The sequence below is a fragment of the Streptomyces sp. NPDC051310 genome (assembly GCF_044455245.1).
GTDB lineage: Bacteria > Actinomycetota > Actinomycetes > Streptomycetales > Streptomycetaceae > Streptomyces.
The window spans coordinates 24183-40778 of record NZ_JBITEO010000020.1 but is presented as its reverse complement, the minus strand read 5'-3'; the positions used below and the strand labels follow the sequence as shown (position 1 = coordinate 40778).

Below are 16596 nucleotides of genomic sequence, written 5' to 3'. Positions count from 1 at the left end.
GAGCATCGCGACAGCCCTATGTCGGTGTTTTCCTGTGACTGGCGTCACCCCAGTGTGAGGTCTTGGACGGTGAAGCAGGCGTCCGGAGGGATGAAGGTGTGGGCGGGCCTGGCCCTGAAGTGCTCGCCGGTCCCTTCGGCGTGGCGGATGCGGTCCAGCCGGAAGGCCCTGCCTTCCTGTCGCAGACGGCACCAGCCGGCCAGGTACCAGTCGGCCAGGAACCGGCCTTCTTCAGCGGTGAGCATCAGTCCTGGCTCCACCTCGCGCGTGGACGCGCGTCCATGGGCGTCGGTGTAGTCGATCCGTACGCACTCCCGACGGTGGACGGCGTTACTGATCACCCTCCACACAGCTGTCGGGGCTGCCAAGGGACCATCGGCTTTCCCCATGAACTTGACCCGGTCGGCCAGGTCACGTGCCCCTGCCATGGACGCGGCGGGCATGGCCGCAAGCACCTTGGACAGCGCGCTCACCGCCTGCCCGGCGAAGGGCGTCTGCTGCAGCGGCACAAGCGCTATCGCCACTGCGACCGCTTCCTCCGCGGTGAAGTTCAGCGGAGGCAGGCTGGCTTCTTTGTCCAGGACGTATCCGCCCCGGCGGCCGGCCTGCGCGTAAATGGGCACTCCAGCCTGCTGCAGAGCGGCGATGTCACGCTCGATCGTGCGGATGCTGACCTCGAACCGGTCGGCCAGAGCCCGCGCAGACCTGCACTGCGGTGCAACAGCGCGCAGGTGCTCCACCAGGGCATACAAACGGTCGGTTCGGTTCACTCCCCAACCCTATGTCGCCTACGGAAGGCCAAGGCAGACAGGGAGATGATCAGATGCTGAACGAGCTGCGCCGGCGTGCCCCAGTCGCAAGATCCAGTCGCTTGTCCGTCTCGAGGCGGAAGGTGTCGTACGGGTCGACGTCCGGCGCTCGGCGTGCCAGCGGATCATTACGTTGCTGCCGCCGTAACGGGCAGCATCGCCTTGGCCGCCGCGCAGGCGGGCCGCTCCCTCACGGAGCCGCTGGAGGCAGTGAACACGCTGGAGGCCCTTCGTCAGCGGGCGCGGGTCATGGGGCGGCAGAGTCCGCAGGAGTTGCGCGGTCCGAGGGAACAGGGCTGCGCGGCCGTCGGTGCGGCACGGATAACCTGCGCGAATGAAGCGGATGCAGCGGGCCGTCGGCGCGGTCGTCGGCTCAGCGGTGGGAGACGCCCTGGGCGGCCCCTTCGAGTTCGGCCCCAAGGGAGCGTTCTCCGCACGGTTTCCCGCGCCTGGGGCCGGTGGCGAGATGTGCGGAGGCGGCGGCTGGGACCCCGGCGAGGCCACGGACGACACGCAGATGGCCGTCCTCGTCGCGGAGTCGCTGCTGGAGCGGGGCCGACTGGACCTGCCGGACATCTTCGCCCGCTTCCAGCGGTGGGCAGCGTCAGAACCGAAGGACATCGGCCTGCAGACCGAAGACGTCCTGACCAACGGCATGCCCTGGGACCTCGCCGCCGCGGTCCATTTCCAGGTCAACCGACGAGCAGCGGGGAACGGTTCCTTGATGCGGGCATCGACCTCCGCGGTCCGCTTCGCGGCCGCCGGCCAAGAAGCCACCATGGACGCGGCCCGCCGCATCGCCGCCCTCACCCACGGCGACCGCGCGGCCTGGGAAGGCACCGCGATCTTCCACGAACTCATCCGCGTCACGTTCGAGGACACCGACCCCCTCACCTCGCTCCCTGACATCCTGGATCTCGTCCACCCCGACCACCGGGACCGCTACGCCACAGTCCTCGCGCCCGACTGGCACCCTGATCAGGCGACCGAGTTCAACGGTGCCGTCTGGCCGTGCCTGGGCTCCGCCGTCTGGGCCCTGCGCACCACCAACAGCTTCGAAGGCGCGCTGCGCGCGGCGGTCGACCTCGGCGGTGACACGGACACCGTCGCCGCCGTGACCGGAGGCCTCGCGGGGGCGTACTACGGGCTGGACGCCGTCCCCGCCCGCTGGACCGAGCCGCTCCATGTCCCCCTCCCCGGCTTCGACGGACGGGTGCTGCGGCTGTCCGATCTGCTTCACCTCGCACACCGCCTCGGAGGCTGAATCGGCTCCTGCTCACCCCATGCGCGGGGACGCGCGGCCGCGGCCGTACGTCGAGCGCCACGGGCTGCCGCTCGACCTGCTCGCCGCCATCCCGGCGCCGGTTCGGCCGGTCCCCTGCGACCGACGACTACGACACCGTCCTGGTGTGGTTCGAGCACCTCCGGGGCCAGGGCATCGGGGCGTCGTCGCGAAGCCGGGCCGGTCCGCCTGCCAGGGCGATCCAGAATCCCGCGGAAAGACGAGGCATTCCGGGACCGTCGACGCGGCGGTGGTCGGCTGCACCGCGCAATGAGTTCTTCGCTTTCCGCGCCCACCATTCCCCCCGTCGGTTCTCTTTGTGAAACCAACGGGGACGAAGAGCGCCACTGGGGAAGATTCGGGCTCTGTCCACAGCTCCACATCCTCACTCAGCCATGTTTTCCACGGACTGCGGGGGGCCGTTTCAGAGCTCCGATCGGGGTTCCGGCAATCCGCAGGCGCCGGAAGCACACCGCGGGAAGAGGCCAGGTCAAAAGGTGGTGCCAGCCGGCCCAGTGCGTCTTGTGACCAGGTGGCGTCAGGACGCCGTCCCACCTGGATGGGGCCACAGACGGCCCACCCATTCACACTCCGGGATCGCACCTTCCCAGTCATCGGTGCACCGGTCGGCCCATGCCCGGCCCACCATGACCGGCCTGGTCACCACGCCGCCGGCAACCTCCTGCAGTCGCACCACCAGACCGAGTTCATTGCTTCCAGGGTTCCCCCGCGGGCCGTAGGACACATCGAGCACCTCACAGCAGTGGGCATGCAAGAGGAACCGTTCCAGATCGGCAGGGGGGCAGGCAGTCAACTCCCTTCCCCAGAGCGTCACCTGCGGGCCGTGGACCGCGTCGACCGCGAAGCAGAACAACCGGTCGTCGACGAAGTAGGAGTACACCGCAGGCATCGCACGTCCCATTCCGAACTCCACGCCGAGGGTCTCCGCGAAGGGGTCAGCCCGGAACCGACGCAGCTCGATCATGTCCGGCAGTACTGCGGCGGCCTCAGTGCTACGCATGCCGAAGAACAGCGGACCGACGCCTTCCAGGGGCAGCAGCTCCCAGTCCAACCGCGCCGGCACCCTCGCAGCACCCCGAAGCCCTGTTGCCGCCATGTCTCCACCCGTCCTCACCCCCACACCGAGCCGCCCCGGTTCCCGGCGCTCGGCATCACCCTGGCATTACATCAAGCTCCCGGCTGCGCCCGACCTCGGCACAGGCCGCCGTGAAGGCGTACCCGCTCTTCAGGTGGTAGCGCCCCGGCTCGTCCTCCGCGCGCCTGAACCGGTGCGCCTCGACACGCCCCCGGCACGGTGAGCACCATCGTCGGCGATTCGGCCAACCTTCCCAGTGCGTACACCCGTTGCAAGGGCTGGGCCCGTGCATCCTCCACACGTCGCCGCCCGCTCCATCTCGGGATTCCGAGACCGACCGAAACACATGTGTTCGATATCCCGGCTGGGTCGTTGAGCCACACGACCGCACCGGACGGCCGTCAAGGGGGGACCACGTCGGTCTCGGCCACCAGGAGTGGACGACAGGCCCCTGCACCGTCCACGCCGCCGCCCCACGCCAACGGCACCCGGTCTCCTTGCACTCTCCGGGACCGCTGACCGACCCCTAACCCGCCAGCGCCGCCCGCCCTCGCGCAGCGAGACCAGCACCCCCAGGAGGAACCGTGCCCCTTCGCCTCACCGCAGCCGGCGGCCGCGGCTTGTCCACGTCCGGCTCGCACCGCAGTGCAAAGTCCGCTGCGTGAGCCCGGCGAAGCAGTTGCCCGCAGACGTGCAGCGCTGGGCGGAGCAGCACATCGGGCCCATTGCGGCCGCACGCGATGCCTCACACGACCGAGCCCGCTCCCAGGGGTGGGGACTGCAGGGGGCCGGCGGGGCCCGCCGGTATGCGAAGGTCTCGCCCCGCGACAGGTTCTGCACCCGCGAAATCCGGGCATGCCGTCACGTCGTGCCCGCGTTCGGCCACAGACAGGCTCCCCAACTCGTCGGGAGCAACACGCAGGACCTCGTCCTGCTGCTCACCGCGGTGTCCGATACCCCGGCGGCCGGGGCCGGCTCGACCGCCGCCGAGTGGTGCGCCGTCCACCGGCGAGCCGGCACACTGTGCGCCCGGCTGCAGGAGTCCGGTGCACTCGACCGCGCCGATCGGGCGGAGGCCGAAGCAGCCCTGGATGCCGCCGCCGACGGAGCGGAGAGGAACCCGGCCCGCACCGCTGACCGGCTCCCCCAGGACGAACACCAGGTGATCCGCGGCTACGCCGCCCAGCTGCTCCGCGTCGGCCCGGTGCCCATCGGATACATCCACGGAGACAAGCAGCCGCGGAACGGGGGGTGGTGCGAGGCAGGGTTCGCGCTCGTCGACTTGGAACGCCTCGCCGACGCCCTATCGTTCCTCGTCTCCGCCGCGCTCGTACGGCGCATCCCCACGACGTCCGGATCGGCCGCTCTCCCCTCAGGGCAGCGCCGCCCCTCTCTGGCGAGACATCACCGAGGGCGTGCGGTACGTGGCCGGGCAGCCCACGATCCGCATTGTGATCGCAGCCCTTGCCACGCTGTCGTTCGGCATGGCGATCATGAGCACCTACTGGGCGTATTCCTGCTGACCACGCTCGACGCCTCCCCGGCCGCTCTCGGGATGATCATGGGCGTCGGTGGAGCCGGCAGCCTGGCCGGCGCGCTGCTTGCTCCCCGTATCGCGGCCCGGATCGGCGTCGGCCGGACGATCATCACAGGGTTCGCGGTCAGCCCTCTCGCCCAGGTGCCGCTGCTCCTCGCCGCGCCCGGCCGGCGCTGGCTGACCGCCCTGGCCGTGACGCTTGCGGTGCAGCTGTTCTGGGCCACGGCGGCCGGCACCAGCCAGAGATCGCTGCGGCAGATCCTGTGCGACACACGCTTCCAGGGTCGGATGCAGGCGGTCAGCACGGCGGTGACCGCCGGAAGCCGGCCGCTGGCCGCCGCGGCCGCCGGCGCCCTGACGCTTCTCCTCGACCTACGGGCCGTCCTCGCCATGGGCGCGCTCCTCCAGGTCACGCCCCTGATCCCGCTGCTGGCCTCCCCGGTCCGCACGCTGCGGGACATGCCCGCCCCACCCGACTCCGCGGCCGTGCCGCCCGCCCGTGAAGGAGCTTCATGACCACGACCGTGTCGACCTCGAGCGCGGCCTACTGGGAGCCACTGTGGGTGCAAGGCCGCCGCTACCGGCGGCTCGATGACGTCGAGAGGCGGCTCATGGACGAGAATCTCGGTCCCGGTCGTGCTCGCCCGGCCCTCGACATCGGCACCGGAGAAGGCGTCGTGGCCCGGCACCTTCAGGACGAACTCGGGTACCGAGCAACGGGCGTCGACTGCTCGATCACTGCCGTCGCGCTCGCCGCGGCCCAGGACACCGGGCCCGGCCCCCGGGTCGCGTGGCGGTGCCTGGACTTCACGGCTGACGATCTCACCGTCCTGCCGGAGCCTGCGTACACGGTCATCACCTGCCGCCTGGCCTACCGATGGATGGACGACAAGCCGGCATTCCTCCACCGCGTCCGCCAGCTCCTGGCGCCGGGCGGCACCTTCTGGGTCGTCACCGAGATCACCGGCCGCCGCACGACCACCGACCCGGCCCTTCTACGGCTCGGGATCACCGAAGCGGAAACCGAATTGCTCACCGCCGGCTGGTCGGTGGTCCGCACCGCCGACATCGACGTCCTGCGCTGCTACGCCCTGCGCCCCTGACCCCCTTCCAGTGCTGGAGCACCTATGTCGGACATCGAGACGGAGAACCGGGACACCTGGATCGCGTACGGCGCACATCAGCTCAGCAGGGGCATCGAGCTGCCCGAGCTGGAACCGCATTCCTCGCCACCCGGGAATCCGGCGCAAGTGACGTCCACAAGCGCCGGCTCGGGACCCCAGCGGCCCGTACGACCGTCCTCACCCGGCTCTTCTCGGGCCGCACCGCCCGCGGCATACCCAACCGGTTCGTCCGCGACATGGCGGCGTACGAGGACGCCGTGCCGCCCTACCCCGTCCAGAACGCGCTGATGCAGCCCATCCGCCGGGCAGCCGCCGCCCAGGGGAGGCCGGAGTACGTGAACCTGTGGGCCGGGCAGGCAGCGGCGCTGGCCGGCGATGGCCTGCGCGCAAGGGAGTACCTGGCCCAGCTGGTCAAGGAGCTCCCGGGCCGAGGCGTTCCCTTCGGATCACCTCGCGCCCGTTGAAGATGCCCCTGCGGTGAAGCGCGGCCACCGGCCGCTGTGATCGAGTGGCGGTGTCATACCACCGCCACTCGGTCACAGCATCGGCGTCGGGCGATCCGGTCGAGCGGACCCCTTCCACCGGACCAGCAGCACCGCGCAGCGCCGCTGACGAGAGCGCCACACACGGCACTTCGGTGTCGCTGGTCTCCTGCGGCGGCGACTGCCGCCTATTTCTTCGTCTCCTCGGCCGCCTGCTGGGTGCGGAGCGTCGCCTCGATGCGGTCGTTGCTGAGCCGGCGGAACAGGATCGGCCCGAGAGCGACGACGAGAGCGCCGGCGACGAGGAAAGGCCAGGACAACCCGAGTGCGCGGGCCAGCAGTCCGCCCAGGATCGCGCCGAGGGCGGAGGCCCCTGTCGAGAGTGTGCGGAAAACGGCGGTGACGCGACCGAGCATCCGGTCCGGGATGAGCCGGGCCCGCAGGCTCACGGCGATGACCGATTGGGTCACCACGACGAATCCGTCCACCGCCATCAGTGCGCCGAGGAGCACGACGTGGTCGGCCAGCCCCACGGCAGCGGTCGCCAGGCCGGATACGGCGGTGGTCCACAGCAAGGCCGTACCGGGGCGCGTGAGTCCACCGATGCGGTCGCCGTACGTGCCGCCGAGGAAGGCTCCGACCGCCCCGCCGGCAAGGACGAGACCGTAGGTGGCGGGGCTCGCGTCGAGGCGTTCGACCACGGTCAGGGAAATCAGGCCGTAGACGGCCGAGCTTGCCAGGTTGCCGACGCCGAACAGGACGCACAGGGACATGAGCAGGGGCGAGCCGGTGAAGCCACGCACTCCCGCTTTGAGATCTGTCACGAAGGTGGTCGGGGTCCTGTGGGGCGCTCGCTTGCTGTGCGTGAGGGGGAGCACGGTCAGCAGCACTGCGGCCACGGCGTAGCCGGCTGCGCCCAGGGCGAAGGGAGCGGCGACCGAGAGCGCGAACAGGCTGCCGCCGAGCCGGGGGGCCGGCGAAGCTGTTGGCGACGGTGCAGGTCGCGTAGAGCCTGCCGTTGGCTCGTTCGAGCTGGTGATCTTCGACGAGGGTCGGTACCAGGGCGGAGGAGGTGTTGTCGTAGAGGGTTTCGGCCAGGCCGAACAGGAACGACAAGGCGTACAGCATGAGGAGATGCACGTGTCCTGTGGCCAGGGCCAAGGCCAGCAGGCCGACGCCCAGGGCCCGGGTGGTGCTCGCCATGCGGAGCAGGACCATGCGGTCGACGCGGTCCGCCAGCGTCCCCAGGGGTACGGAGAACAGCAGCCATGGCAGGTACTGCACGGCGGTGACTGTGGTGATGGCGAGGGGATCGCGGGTGAGGGTCAGGGCGACCAGTGGTGTGGCGGACAGCAGCATCCCGTCGGCCAGGTTCGACGCGGCCGTGGAAGCCCAGAATTGCCGGAACCGGCACCAGGCAGCTCGATCGTGCGTCGAAGCCGACATCGCCCTACTCCCTCGCGAGCTTGCAGTGCCGTGACGCTACCGCCGCCCCTTCGGGACCTCGGAACGCGGCCCGGTGCGCTGCTGGACGGAGGCTTGCGTTGCAGCACGACGTCCAAGGGCGCTGGCGCAACCAGCGGTCGCGCCCGGAGACACGGAGGTTCCACCTGCCCGCAGGAGCCGGGCCGGGCTCGTAGGCGACGTACGCCCCGGCTGCTCGACTACGCCGCCGTCAGCGCGCGTGGTCGAGCAGGGTGCGCAGGACGGCTTCCGTGTGTGTCCAGAGCAGGGAGCCCGCTGCGTCGGGGAGCAGATGCCGGGTTGCCGTCGGGAGCATCCCCACCAGCGATGCGCCGAGGTCGGGAGAGTGGACCGGGCTGGTGTCGTGCTGCCCGTACCAGAGGTCGATCGGGACGGTGATGCCGGCGAGGTCGAACGGCCAGCGGGCCATGGCGAGAACGGTGTCGCGGGCGTAGCCCGCCGGGCCCTGGCTGAAGGCCTCGTCCATCGCGCGCCGGAAGGCTTGCCGGAAGACCGGGTCGGTGTAGACCGCGCGGTCGGCCTCGGGGCTCGTCGTGATGACCAGATCCCACAGTGCGTCGGCGCTGCCGAAGTCCGCGAAGGAGGCCGTAGCGGCGTCGGGGTCGGCCGCGACGGCGTCCACCATGGCTCTCACCTGCGGGGTCAGTGAGTGGGCGAAGCGAGGATGGGCGAGTTCGTCGCTGCCCGACACCACCGCGACGGCTTTCACCAGACCGTCCGCCGCCAGGGCGAGGGCAAACGGAGCCCCCTGCGAGAACCCCACCACCGACGGCGCGTGCAGGACCCGGTCCTGGATGAGGTGCCGCAGGTCGGTGGCCCAGCTGGACAGGGTGCGGCCGGGGGCCGGGTCGGAGGCTCCCAGGCCGGGCCGGTCCACGCTGACGAGCCGGACCCCGAATGTATCGACGGCATCGCCGCCGAAAGCGAGCCACCTGCTGGTCGCCGCCCCCGGGCACAGCAGCACGGGAGTGCCGTCGGCCGGCCCCCACTCCGCCCAGCCCAGGTACCTGCCGTCCGGCAGCCGGGTCCGCCCGAGCCGAGCCGGCTCCCTCACGCCGTAATCCATGATCCGTATCGCCCCCTGCGCCGCACGCATCGCCGGCTTCCGCCTCTGACGGGTCACGTCGGCCCAGCATAAAACACGATGATCCACCTGCCCGGCCGAGCCGCGCATCCCTCAGCCCGGCGGCGGTGGCTCGGCGGCAGCGGGCGGTGCGACAGGGACGCAGCACCGGAACGGGCCGGGCGGCGCCATGGAGGCGAGGGCCGAGGCGCCGCGCCATGAGAGCGTCCCGCCGTCCCCTCCGGCCGTCCGTGGCGGCCTCCGCACCGGCCGGTGCCTTCGGCGGTGACACCTCGTGGACCGCGGCCCGGGCGGACGCGGCCGGTGCCGCGCAGGTCGCCTCCAGCACGGGGGTCGCGGCACGCGTTCCCGAATCGGCAGAAGAATGATCGGAATGGTTGATTCCGTAACAACTCTTGTTTCAGCCACCCATAGCGAAATAATTGCCGTCAATTTTGCGATGAGCCGACGAATGATTCATCATCATGACTGCGCGTCAGATGTCGGCGCGCCACGGGAGCGGGGGATCCGGAGTCTCCCCCGCACAACGCTCGATCCCGCCGGCGGCGAGTTCGTGGGCTCGCCCCGCCGCGGTGACTCCCACCCAGACACCTTCACCTAGGCAAAGGCCGCATGTCCGCCCATCAGCTATCGGACCTCATACGTTTCGCCCGTCACAACTCGCCCTTCTACCGGGAGCTCTACGCCTCCCTTCCGCCGGACGCCCATCGCCTCACCGACCTGCCGGTCGTCGACCAGGAGGCGTTCTGGGCGGCCAACACCCGCCACGGCAACCGTGTACTGACCGGTCCGCTCAGCGAGGCGACCGTCTACCAGACCGGCGGGACGACCGGCGCACCCAAGTTCTCCGTCTACACCCGTGACGAGTGGCGCACCTTCGTGACCGCCTTCGGTCACGGGCTCGTGGACGCAGGACTGCGCCCGGGGCACCGGGTCGCGGACCTGTTCTACGCCGGTGAGCTCTACGCCAGCTTCCTGTTCGTCCTGGATGCGCTCGCCCACTGCCCCGTCGACAACGTCCGTCTGCCGATCGGCGGCGCGGCACCGCTGGAGTCGACGGTCCCCACGCTGCGGGACTTCGCGGCCCAGGTCGTGGCGGGCACGCCGACCACCCTGTGCCGGCTGGCCGAGCACCTGATCGCGGCCGGTCTGCGGCTGGACGACGTGGAGCTGGTGCTCTTCGGCGGCGAGGCGCTCTTCGCCGACCAGCGGCGGCTGCTGGCCGCCGCGTTCCCCAACGCCGCGGCGCGGTCCGTCGGTTACGCCAGCGTCGACGCCGGCCTGCTCGGGCGCCCCGTGCCGGGCCCTGACCCGCGGGTGCACCGGGCGTTCGCACCGTACTCGGTCGTCGAGATCCTCGACGACGCGACGGACGAACCCGTCACCGAACCGGGGCGTCCCGGGCGGGTCGTCGTGACCAGCCTCTTCCGCCGCCTCATGCCCGTCATCCGCTACCCGGCCGGCGACCGCGCCGAGTGGACCGACACCGAAGCCGGCCACTTCCGCATCCTCGGCCGCGCCGAGGAGGGCGTACGGGTGGGGCCCGTGTCCCTCTACGCGCGCGACGCGCAGGACGCCGTGGCCGACGCGGACACCACCGGCCGCGTCATCGGCATGCAGTTGGTCGTACGCCGCTGGGACGGCCGGGACGGGCTGGTCCTGCGCCTGGCCACCGCCCCGGGCGACGACGACCCGGCCGGCCTGGAGGAGCTCGCCGGGACGATCACGGCACGGTTGGAGAAGGCCCGGCCGCTGTACCCGGACAGCGTCCGCGCCGGCTTCGTGCACCCGCTCGCCGTCGAGTGGGCGCGCCACCGTGACCTCGCCGTCAACGCGCGTACGGGCAAGCTCGTCCGCGTGCTCGACGAGAGGCCGACGACATGAGCGGCCACCGCGCGGACCCCCCGGGCTCGCCGTCGGGAGGCGGACGGTGAACGCGGTGATCGCACCCGCGCACGGCGCCGACATCGCCGAACTGCGCCAGCTGTACTACGCCGTCTACGGGCCCCACTACCCCGTCGCCCTGGGCACCGACCCGGTGGCGATGGCCCGGCTCATCGAGGACCCGCACACGCTGTGGCTCGTCGCCCGCTGCCCGGACACCGGCGCGCTGGCCGCGTCGGCCGCCGTCCGCGGGGAACCGGGCGGGCGGGTCGGCCGGCTGGAAGGGCTCGCCGTGCACCCCGACCACCGGTCCGGGGGCCTGGCCGCCCTCCTCACCGAAAAGCTGTGCGCCGGGACGCTGGCGGCGGGACGGCTGGACTCGGTGTACGCCACGGTGCGCACCGTCAGCCCCGGCCCGCAGCGCGTCGTCGCGCGCAACGGCTTCCGCCCGCTCGGCGTCCTGCCCAACGCGGTGGATCTGAGCAGCCGTGAGAGCCTCGCGCTCTACGCGCGCCACCGCCCCGGGGTGCTGGAGCGCCGCCATCCGGTGCGCGAGGTGCCCGCGCCGCTGCTCCCGCTCCTGCGGACCGTCGAGCGCTCGCTGGGCATGCGTTTCGACGGCACGCGCGCGGTGGCCCCGGCCCGTGCGGCCGGGGAGGGTTCGACCGAGCAGCTGGAGACGATCGAGGCGCCCGCCTTCGTGCGCCGGCGCTTCCGCGAGCGGTTCCCGGACGCGGAGCGCTGGTTCTACCCGCTGCACACGCCCAACGTACTGCTCACGCCGGAGGACGGGCGGTTCGAGGTGTACGCCTACCTCAACCGCACCGGCCGCTACTGCTCGCTCGTCGCCGCCCATCCCGATCCGGCCGCCGCGGCCGCGTACCTGGAACCCGTCACCCGGACCCTGACCAGGGCCGGCGCCGGGTACGTCGAGGCGCTGGTGCCGCTGGCGCACCACGAGGCGCTCTCGGCCTTCCTCGCCCAGGGGTTCGTGGCCGGTGCGCTGTACCCGGCGATGCGGCGGGAGGGGGACGGCTTCCACGACTACGCCGTGCTGTCCCGTTCCACGGAGCGGATCGACTTCCGTGACGTCGTCGTCGAGCCGCCGCTCCAGCCGTACCTGGACTGCTACCTGTCGGCCTGGGCGTCGGCCCACCTGCCCCCTTTCGAGGTTGCCTCATGAACCCTCATCTCGCCCCGGTCGAGGTCCCCGACCCGGCCCTCCTGCCGCACGTGCAGCGGCTGTGCGACCTGGCCGACCCCTACGCCCACGGTCCCGCCGAGGACGGGCTGTTCGCCGCGGCCATGGCGGAGATCAACGCCTGGCACGCCGAACGGTCGCCGTTCTTCCGCTCGTTGTACGAGGCGACACCACCGGCGCTGCCGTACCGGACGCCGCTGGTGCACGCCGGTTTCTTCAAGCGCCACGAGGTGCTGTCCATCCCGCGCGACCGCGTGGACCTGCACCTGACGTCCTCGGGCACCACCGGCCAGAAGTCGCAGATGTTCTTCGACCGGTGGACCATCCGCGCGGCGCAGCGCATGGTGGCGCGGATCTTCGAGCGCAACGGGTGGATCACCCCGGACCAGGAGGTCAACTACCTCCTGTACAGCTACGAGCCGGCGCCCGCCCTCAACCTCGGCACCGCCTTCACCGACAACTACCTCTGCGACTTCGCGCCCGCCCGCTCGGTCGCGTACGCGCTGCGCAACACCGGCAAGGAGCACGAGTTCGACCCCTTCGGGTGCGTGGCGGCGCTGCAGCGCTTCGAGCGGGACGGCGCGCCGGTCCGCATCCTCGGCTTCCCCGCCTTCCTCTTCTTCACCCTGGAGCGGATGCGGGCCATGGGCCTGCCGCCGCTGCGGCTGCCCGAGGGTTCGCTCGTGGTGCTGGGCGGCGGCTGGAAGGGCCATGCGGACCGGCGCATCGGCAAGGAGGAGCTGTACGCCCGCGTCAGCGAGCAGCTGGGCATCCCGGGGGAACGGATCCGCGACACGTTCGGCTCCGTCGAGCACTGCATCCCGTACATCGAGTGCGACCACCACCGCCTGCACGCACCGGTCTGGTCACGGGTGACCATCCGTTCCACGCGGACGCTCGAGCCGCTGCCGTACGGGGAGACGGGCTACCTGCACCTCGTGTCGCCCTACATCACCTCCGTACCGGCCCAGAGCGTCGTCATGGGCGACCTCGCCTCGGCGCAGCCCGGGGAGGCGTGCGGGTGCGAGCTGACCACCGACTGGTTCACCGTGCACGGCCGTGCCGGAGTGAGCCGCAACCGGAGCTGTGCGGTGGCCGCCGCCGAACTGATGAAGGGGATGTCATGACGACCGTGCAGCCGCACCGCGCCGACGCACACCACTACTGGCAGGGCGCTTTCATCGACGACGAGGAGGCCGGGCGACGGCTGGCGGACCTCGCGGGGACGGTCGAGGACGCGCTCGGCACGCCGCTGGAGACGGAGGCCCTGCTCGGCGCGTGCGACGCCCTGGCCACCGCCCTCGCGGATCCGGTGCACCCGGTGCACGCCCGGCTCGCGCCCCATCTGCCCGAGGGCGAGGGTGCGGCGGTGCTCGCCGAGATCGCCGGCGCCCTCAGCCGGCGGGAGCTGACGCGCAAGCTCCGCCGTGAGCTCGGCGGTGCCGCGCCGCACCGGCTGAACCGTCCCGACGCGCGGGAAACGGTGTACGAGGCGTGGGCGCCCGTCGGACTGGTCGCGCACATCGCGCCGGGCAACGCCGCGACCGTCGCACCGCTCGGCGTCGTCGAGGGCCTGCTCGCCGGGAACGTCAATGTCCTGAAGACCAGCGGCGGTGACACGCTGCTCGCCCAGCACCTGCTGGCCGAGCTGGCCGCGCTGGACCCGAGCGGCGCCGTGGCCGCCCGTGTCATCGTGCTGCGCTTCCCGTCCGCGCGGCAGGAGTGGCTGCGTCTGATGTGCGCGCCGGCCGACGCGGTCGCCGTCTGGGGCGGCGAGAGCGCGGTGGAGGGCGTCGCGGCCCATGTGCCTCCGGGCTGCCGGCTGGTGGAGTGGGGGCACCGCATCTCCTTCGCCTACCTCACGCGGGAAGCCTGGGGCGATGCCGGCACGCTCGACGCGCTGGCGGACGACGTCTGCCTGTACGAGCAGCAGGCGTGCGCCAGTCCGCAGGTGGTCTACCTCGACACGGAGGACGACGCGGAGCTGTTCGCGTTCGCGGAGCGTTTCGCCGCGGTGCTGGCGGCGCGGGAGCCGGCCCCGGCCGATCATGCTCCGGACCTCGCCGAGGAGGCGGAACTGAGCACCACGGAGCTGCTCGCCCGGCTGGAGGAACACCTCGGGCTGACCCGCGTGTTCGCCGCGCCGGACGGCTCGTGGCGGGTCATGGCCGACACCCGGCCCGCCCTCACCGCCTCGCCGCTGCACCGCAGCGTGTGGGTCAAGCCACTGCCGCGCAAGCGGCTGATCGGCACGCTGCGACCGATGCGCCGGTACCTGCAGACCATGGGTCTGGCGGGCGGTCGCGGTGATGTCGCCGAGCTCTCCCGTCTCGCACTGGCCGCCGGGGTCACACGCGTCACGCCCCTCGGCTCCATGCACGCGAGCTACTCGGGTGAACCGCACGACGGGGTGTACGCCCTGCAGCGCTACAGCCGCCGCGTGGCGGTACGGGCCGACGAGCGGTTCGCCACCACCGCCTGCCTGGACGACCTGGCCAGGCCCGTCGTCCTCCCGCCGCCCTCGGGGCCCCTGGTCGGCAAGGAGGAGGCGCAGGAGCGCGGGCGTCACGTCGCGCGGGAGGACGCCGAGCTGTACTTCCGCAGCGGCGGCACCACCGGCCTGCCCGCCCTGTCGCTGTTCAGCTACGACGACTACGACACGCAGATGCACGCCGCCGCCCGCGGTCTGCTCGCCGCGGGTTACGACCCGGTGCGCGACCGGACGGCGAACCTCTTCTACTGCGGCGGCATGTACGGCAGTTTCATCAGCTTCTTCTCCATCCTGGAGCGGCTCGGCGGCGTCCAGCTGCCGCTTGCGGCGGGCCCCGACCACCGGGCGACGGCCGAGGCGCTGATCGCCCACCGGGCGGACACGCTCTTCGGGATGCCGTCGTACCTGTGGCAGCTGCTGCACGACCAGGCGGACGCGCTGCGCTCCTACGGCGGCATCCGCAAGATCTTCTACGGCGGCGAGCACTTCACCGACGCGCAGCGGCGCACGCTGCGGGAGACCTTCGGCGTCGACGTCGTCCGTTCGCTGACGTACGGCAGCACCGATCTCGGCCCGCTCGGCTACCAGTGCACGGAGAGCACCGGCGGCGTGCACCACCTCCACGCCGACCTGCACACCATGGAGATCCTGGCGCTCGACTCGGACCGGCCGGTGCCGCCCGGCGAGACGGGCCGACTGGTCTTCAGCACCCATGCCCGGCGCGGCCAGGACCTGGGCCGGTACGTCATCGGCGACCTCGGCCGCGCCGTTCCCGGACGCTGCCCCTGCGGCAGCCACGCCCCGCGCTTCGAGCTGCGCGGGCGGCTGGGTGACGTGATGCGGGTCGCCACGTACTTCCTCGACCACCGGCGCTTCGTGACCCTCGCCGGGGAAGAAGGCGGCTACCGGGGCGAACTGCAGATCGTGCTCGCCGGGCAGGACGCGCGCGAACGGCTCACCGTCCGCGTGGAGCGGTCCTGCGCGCCCGATCCCGAAGGGCTGCGGGCGGTCCTGCTGAGCGGCTACCCGGAGCTGCGCACGGCCGTGGAGGAGCGGCTGCTCGACCTGTCGGTCGAGGCGGTGGACGGCGCGGCACTGGACCGCAGCCCGAGGAGCGGCAAGCTGCGCTCGGTGGTGGACACGCGGGGGTAGCGGGCGGGCACGGCGCGCGTCCCGGCAGGCCCCGCTCCCCCGCGTGACGCGGGGCGGGCGGGGCGCCGGGCCGTCTGCCCGACGGTGCCCCGGAACCGTGGTCCGGCCGGGCGGGGCTGCCGGGGCGCCGACAGGGTCTAGGCCCGCGGCGTCGCCGCCGGGCGGCCGTCCCGTGGGCCGAACGTCCGTACCGCCTCGGCGTCCGTCGTGATCGCCCGGAGGTAGTGCTCCGCCCAGGAACGGCAGTCGTGGTAGCCGGACCCCTTCACCACGTGTTCGACGGCGCTGTCGACGTCGTACGGGGTGTGGCCCAGATGGACGTGGCCGTCCCGCAACAGCACCCAGGGGCTGCCGGTCCGCCCGTACGGCATGCCGATGCTGCCCGCGTTGATCACGAGCCGCTCGTCGACGAGCCGCATGAACGGCATGTGGGTGTGCCCGCACACCACGGTCCGCACGTCGTCCGGGAGCCCGGCGAAGACTTCCTCCCAGCGCTCCAGGCGGGTGTCCACCAGGACTACCTCGTCGTCGTCACGCGGGGTGCCGTGGCAGAAGACCACCTTGCCGAAGCCGTCGACCTCGAGGGTCACCGGATGCGGGAGACCCGCCAGCAGCTCCACGTCCTGGGGGCCGAGCTGCCGGGCCGCCCACAGGTCGATCTCCCACGCCTCGTCGTCGGCCGGCCACTCCCCCCGGGCCATCGCCACCAGTTCGCGGTCCGAGTTGCCCCGCACCAGCACGGCCCTGTCGCCCAGGGCCCGCAGCCGGTCGAGCACCTCCACGGGCTGGGGGCCGGCCGCGTGGTCCCCGGTGACGACGATCAGGTCGGCGGTCATGACGTCGGGCTCGGCCAGCACCGCTTCGAGCGCGGGCAGCACGCCGTGGATGTCGGACAGAACAGCGACGCTTGCAACCATGGGGGGCCTTTCCGTGGGATCACGAGCTCCGCCGGCCGTGCGCCGGACGGCG

General features: G+C 71.9%; 13 protein-coding genes and 1 pseudogene. 8 read left to right on the top strand and 6 right to left on the bottom strand.

Annotated features, from left to right (window positions below; translation table 11 throughout):
* Positions 1-44: 44 nt before the first annotated feature.
* Positions 45-770: a helix-turn-helix transcriptional regulator gene (locus ACIA79_RS25540; protein WP_399430654.1), complete on the bottom strand. Its 726-nt coding sequence runs from the start codon at positions 768-770 to the stop codon at positions 45-47.
* Between the two features lie 373 nt (positions 771-1143).
* Between ACIA79_RS25540 and ACIA79_RS25535 the strand changes: the two genes are divergently transcribed.
* Positions 1144-2073, top strand: coding sequence for an ADP-ribosylglycohydrolase family protein (locus ACIA79_RS25535; RefSeq protein ID WP_399430653.1), 930 nt, complete (start codon positions 1144-1146; stop codon positions 2071-2073).
* Positions 2074-2629: 556 nt separating this feature from the next.
* On the opposite strand, the gene ACIA79_RS25530 is transcribed toward ACIA79_RS25535, so the two are convergent.
* The gene (locus ACIA79_RS25530) at positions 2630-3163 is read right to left on the bottom strand and encodes a hypothetical protein (protein ID WP_399430652.1); all 534 of its coding nucleotides are present in this window, start codon (positions 3161-3163) and stop codon (positions 2630-2632) included.
* An 892-nt stretch (positions 3164-4055) separates the two neighbouring features.
* On the opposite strand from ACIA79_RS25530, the gene ACIA79_RS25525 reads away from it, so the two are divergent.
* From ACIA79_RS25525 to ACIA79_RS25515, 3 genes are read left to right on the top strand one after another with little or no spacing between them, the layout of a single operon-like run.
* Positions 4056-5240: a hypothetical protein gene (locus tag ACIA79_RS25525; RefSeq protein WP_399430651.1), complete on the top strand. Its 1185-nt coding sequence runs from the start codon at positions 4056-4058 to the stop codon at positions 5238-5240.
* A complete protein-coding gene (locus ACIA79_RS25520) occupies positions 5237-5827 on the top strand; it encodes a class I SAM-dependent methyltransferase (RefSeq protein WP_399430650.1) in 591 nt (196 codons plus the stop codon). The genes ACIA79_RS25525 and ACIA79_RS25520 overlap by 4 nt, the downstream gene beginning before the upstream one ends.
* On the top strand, positions 5752-6312 hold the full coding sequence (locus ACIA79_RS25515) for an NAD(P)H-dependent flavin oxidoreductase (RefSeq protein WP_399430752.1): 561 nt from the start codon (positions 5752-5754) through the stop codon (positions 6310-6312). The genes ACIA79_RS25520 and ACIA79_RS25515 overlap by 76 nt, the downstream gene beginning before the upstream one ends.
* Before the next feature lie 206 nt (positions 6313-6518).
* On the opposite strand, the gene ACIA79_RS25510 is transcribed toward ACIA79_RS25515, so the two are convergent.
* The 3 genes and pseudogenes from ACIA79_RS25510 to ACIA79_RS25500 all read right to left on the bottom strand — a co-directional run bounded on the left by ACIA79_RS25510 (position 6519) and on the right by ACIA79_RS25500 (position 8869).
* A complete protein-coding gene (locus tag ACIA79_RS25510; RefSeq protein WP_399430751.1) occupies positions 6519-7370 on the bottom strand; it encodes an MFS transporter in 852 nt (283 codons plus the stop codon).
* Positions 7318-7776: pseudogene (locus ACIA79_RS25505) on the bottom strand (MFS transporter); the annotation flags it as partial. The gene ACIA79_RS25510 and the pseudogene ACIA79_RS25505, both read right to left, overlap by 53 nt.
* Positions 7777-8005: 229 nt before the next feature.
* On the bottom strand, positions 8006-8869 hold the full coding sequence (locus ACIA79_RS25500; protein WP_399430649.1) for an alpha/beta fold hydrolase: 864 nt from the start codon (positions 8867-8869) through the stop codon (positions 8006-8008).
* A gap of 642 nt (positions 8870-9511) precedes the next feature.
* Here ACIA79_RS25500 and ACIA79_RS25495 point away from each other — a divergent pair.
* The 4 genes from ACIA79_RS25495 to ACIA79_RS25480 are packed head-to-tail and all read left to right on the top strand — an operon-like array spanning position 9512 to position 15627.
* Complete coding sequence (locus ACIA79_RS25495) at positions 9512-10783, top strand: phenylacetate--CoA ligase family protein (protein ID WP_399430648.1); 1272 nt, start codon at positions 9512-9514, stop codon at positions 10781-10783.
* Between the two features lie 46 nt (positions 10784-10829).
* Positions 10830-11966 (top strand): GNAT family N-acetyltransferase, encoded by a 1137-nt coding sequence (locus tag ACIA79_RS25490; RefSeq protein WP_399430647.1) that lies wholly within the window; start codon positions 10830-10832, stop codon positions 11964-11966.
* Entirely contained in the window at positions 11963-13111 is a 1149-nt protein-coding gene (locus ACIA79_RS25485; RefSeq protein WP_399430646.1) for an acyl-protein synthase, read from the top strand. Before ACIA79_RS25490 ends, ACIA79_RS25485 begins: the two co-directional genes overlap by 4 nt.
* Positions 13108-15627, top strand: a complete 2520-nt coding sequence (locus ACIA79_RS25480) for an acyl-CoA reductase (RefSeq protein ID WP_399430645.1) — start codon at positions 13108-13110, stop codon at positions 15625-15627. Before ACIA79_RS25485 ends, ACIA79_RS25480 begins: the two co-directional genes overlap by 4 nt.
* Positions 15628-15764: 137 nt before the next feature.
* Here the strand turns inward: ACIA79_RS25480 and ACIA79_RS25475 are convergent, their stop codons facing one another.
* Positions 15765-16544, bottom strand: coding sequence for a metallophosphoesterase family protein (locus ACIA79_RS25475; RefSeq protein WP_399430644.1), 780 nt, complete (start codon positions 16542-16544; stop codon positions 15765-15767).
* Positions 16545-16596 lie beyond the last annotated feature (52 nt).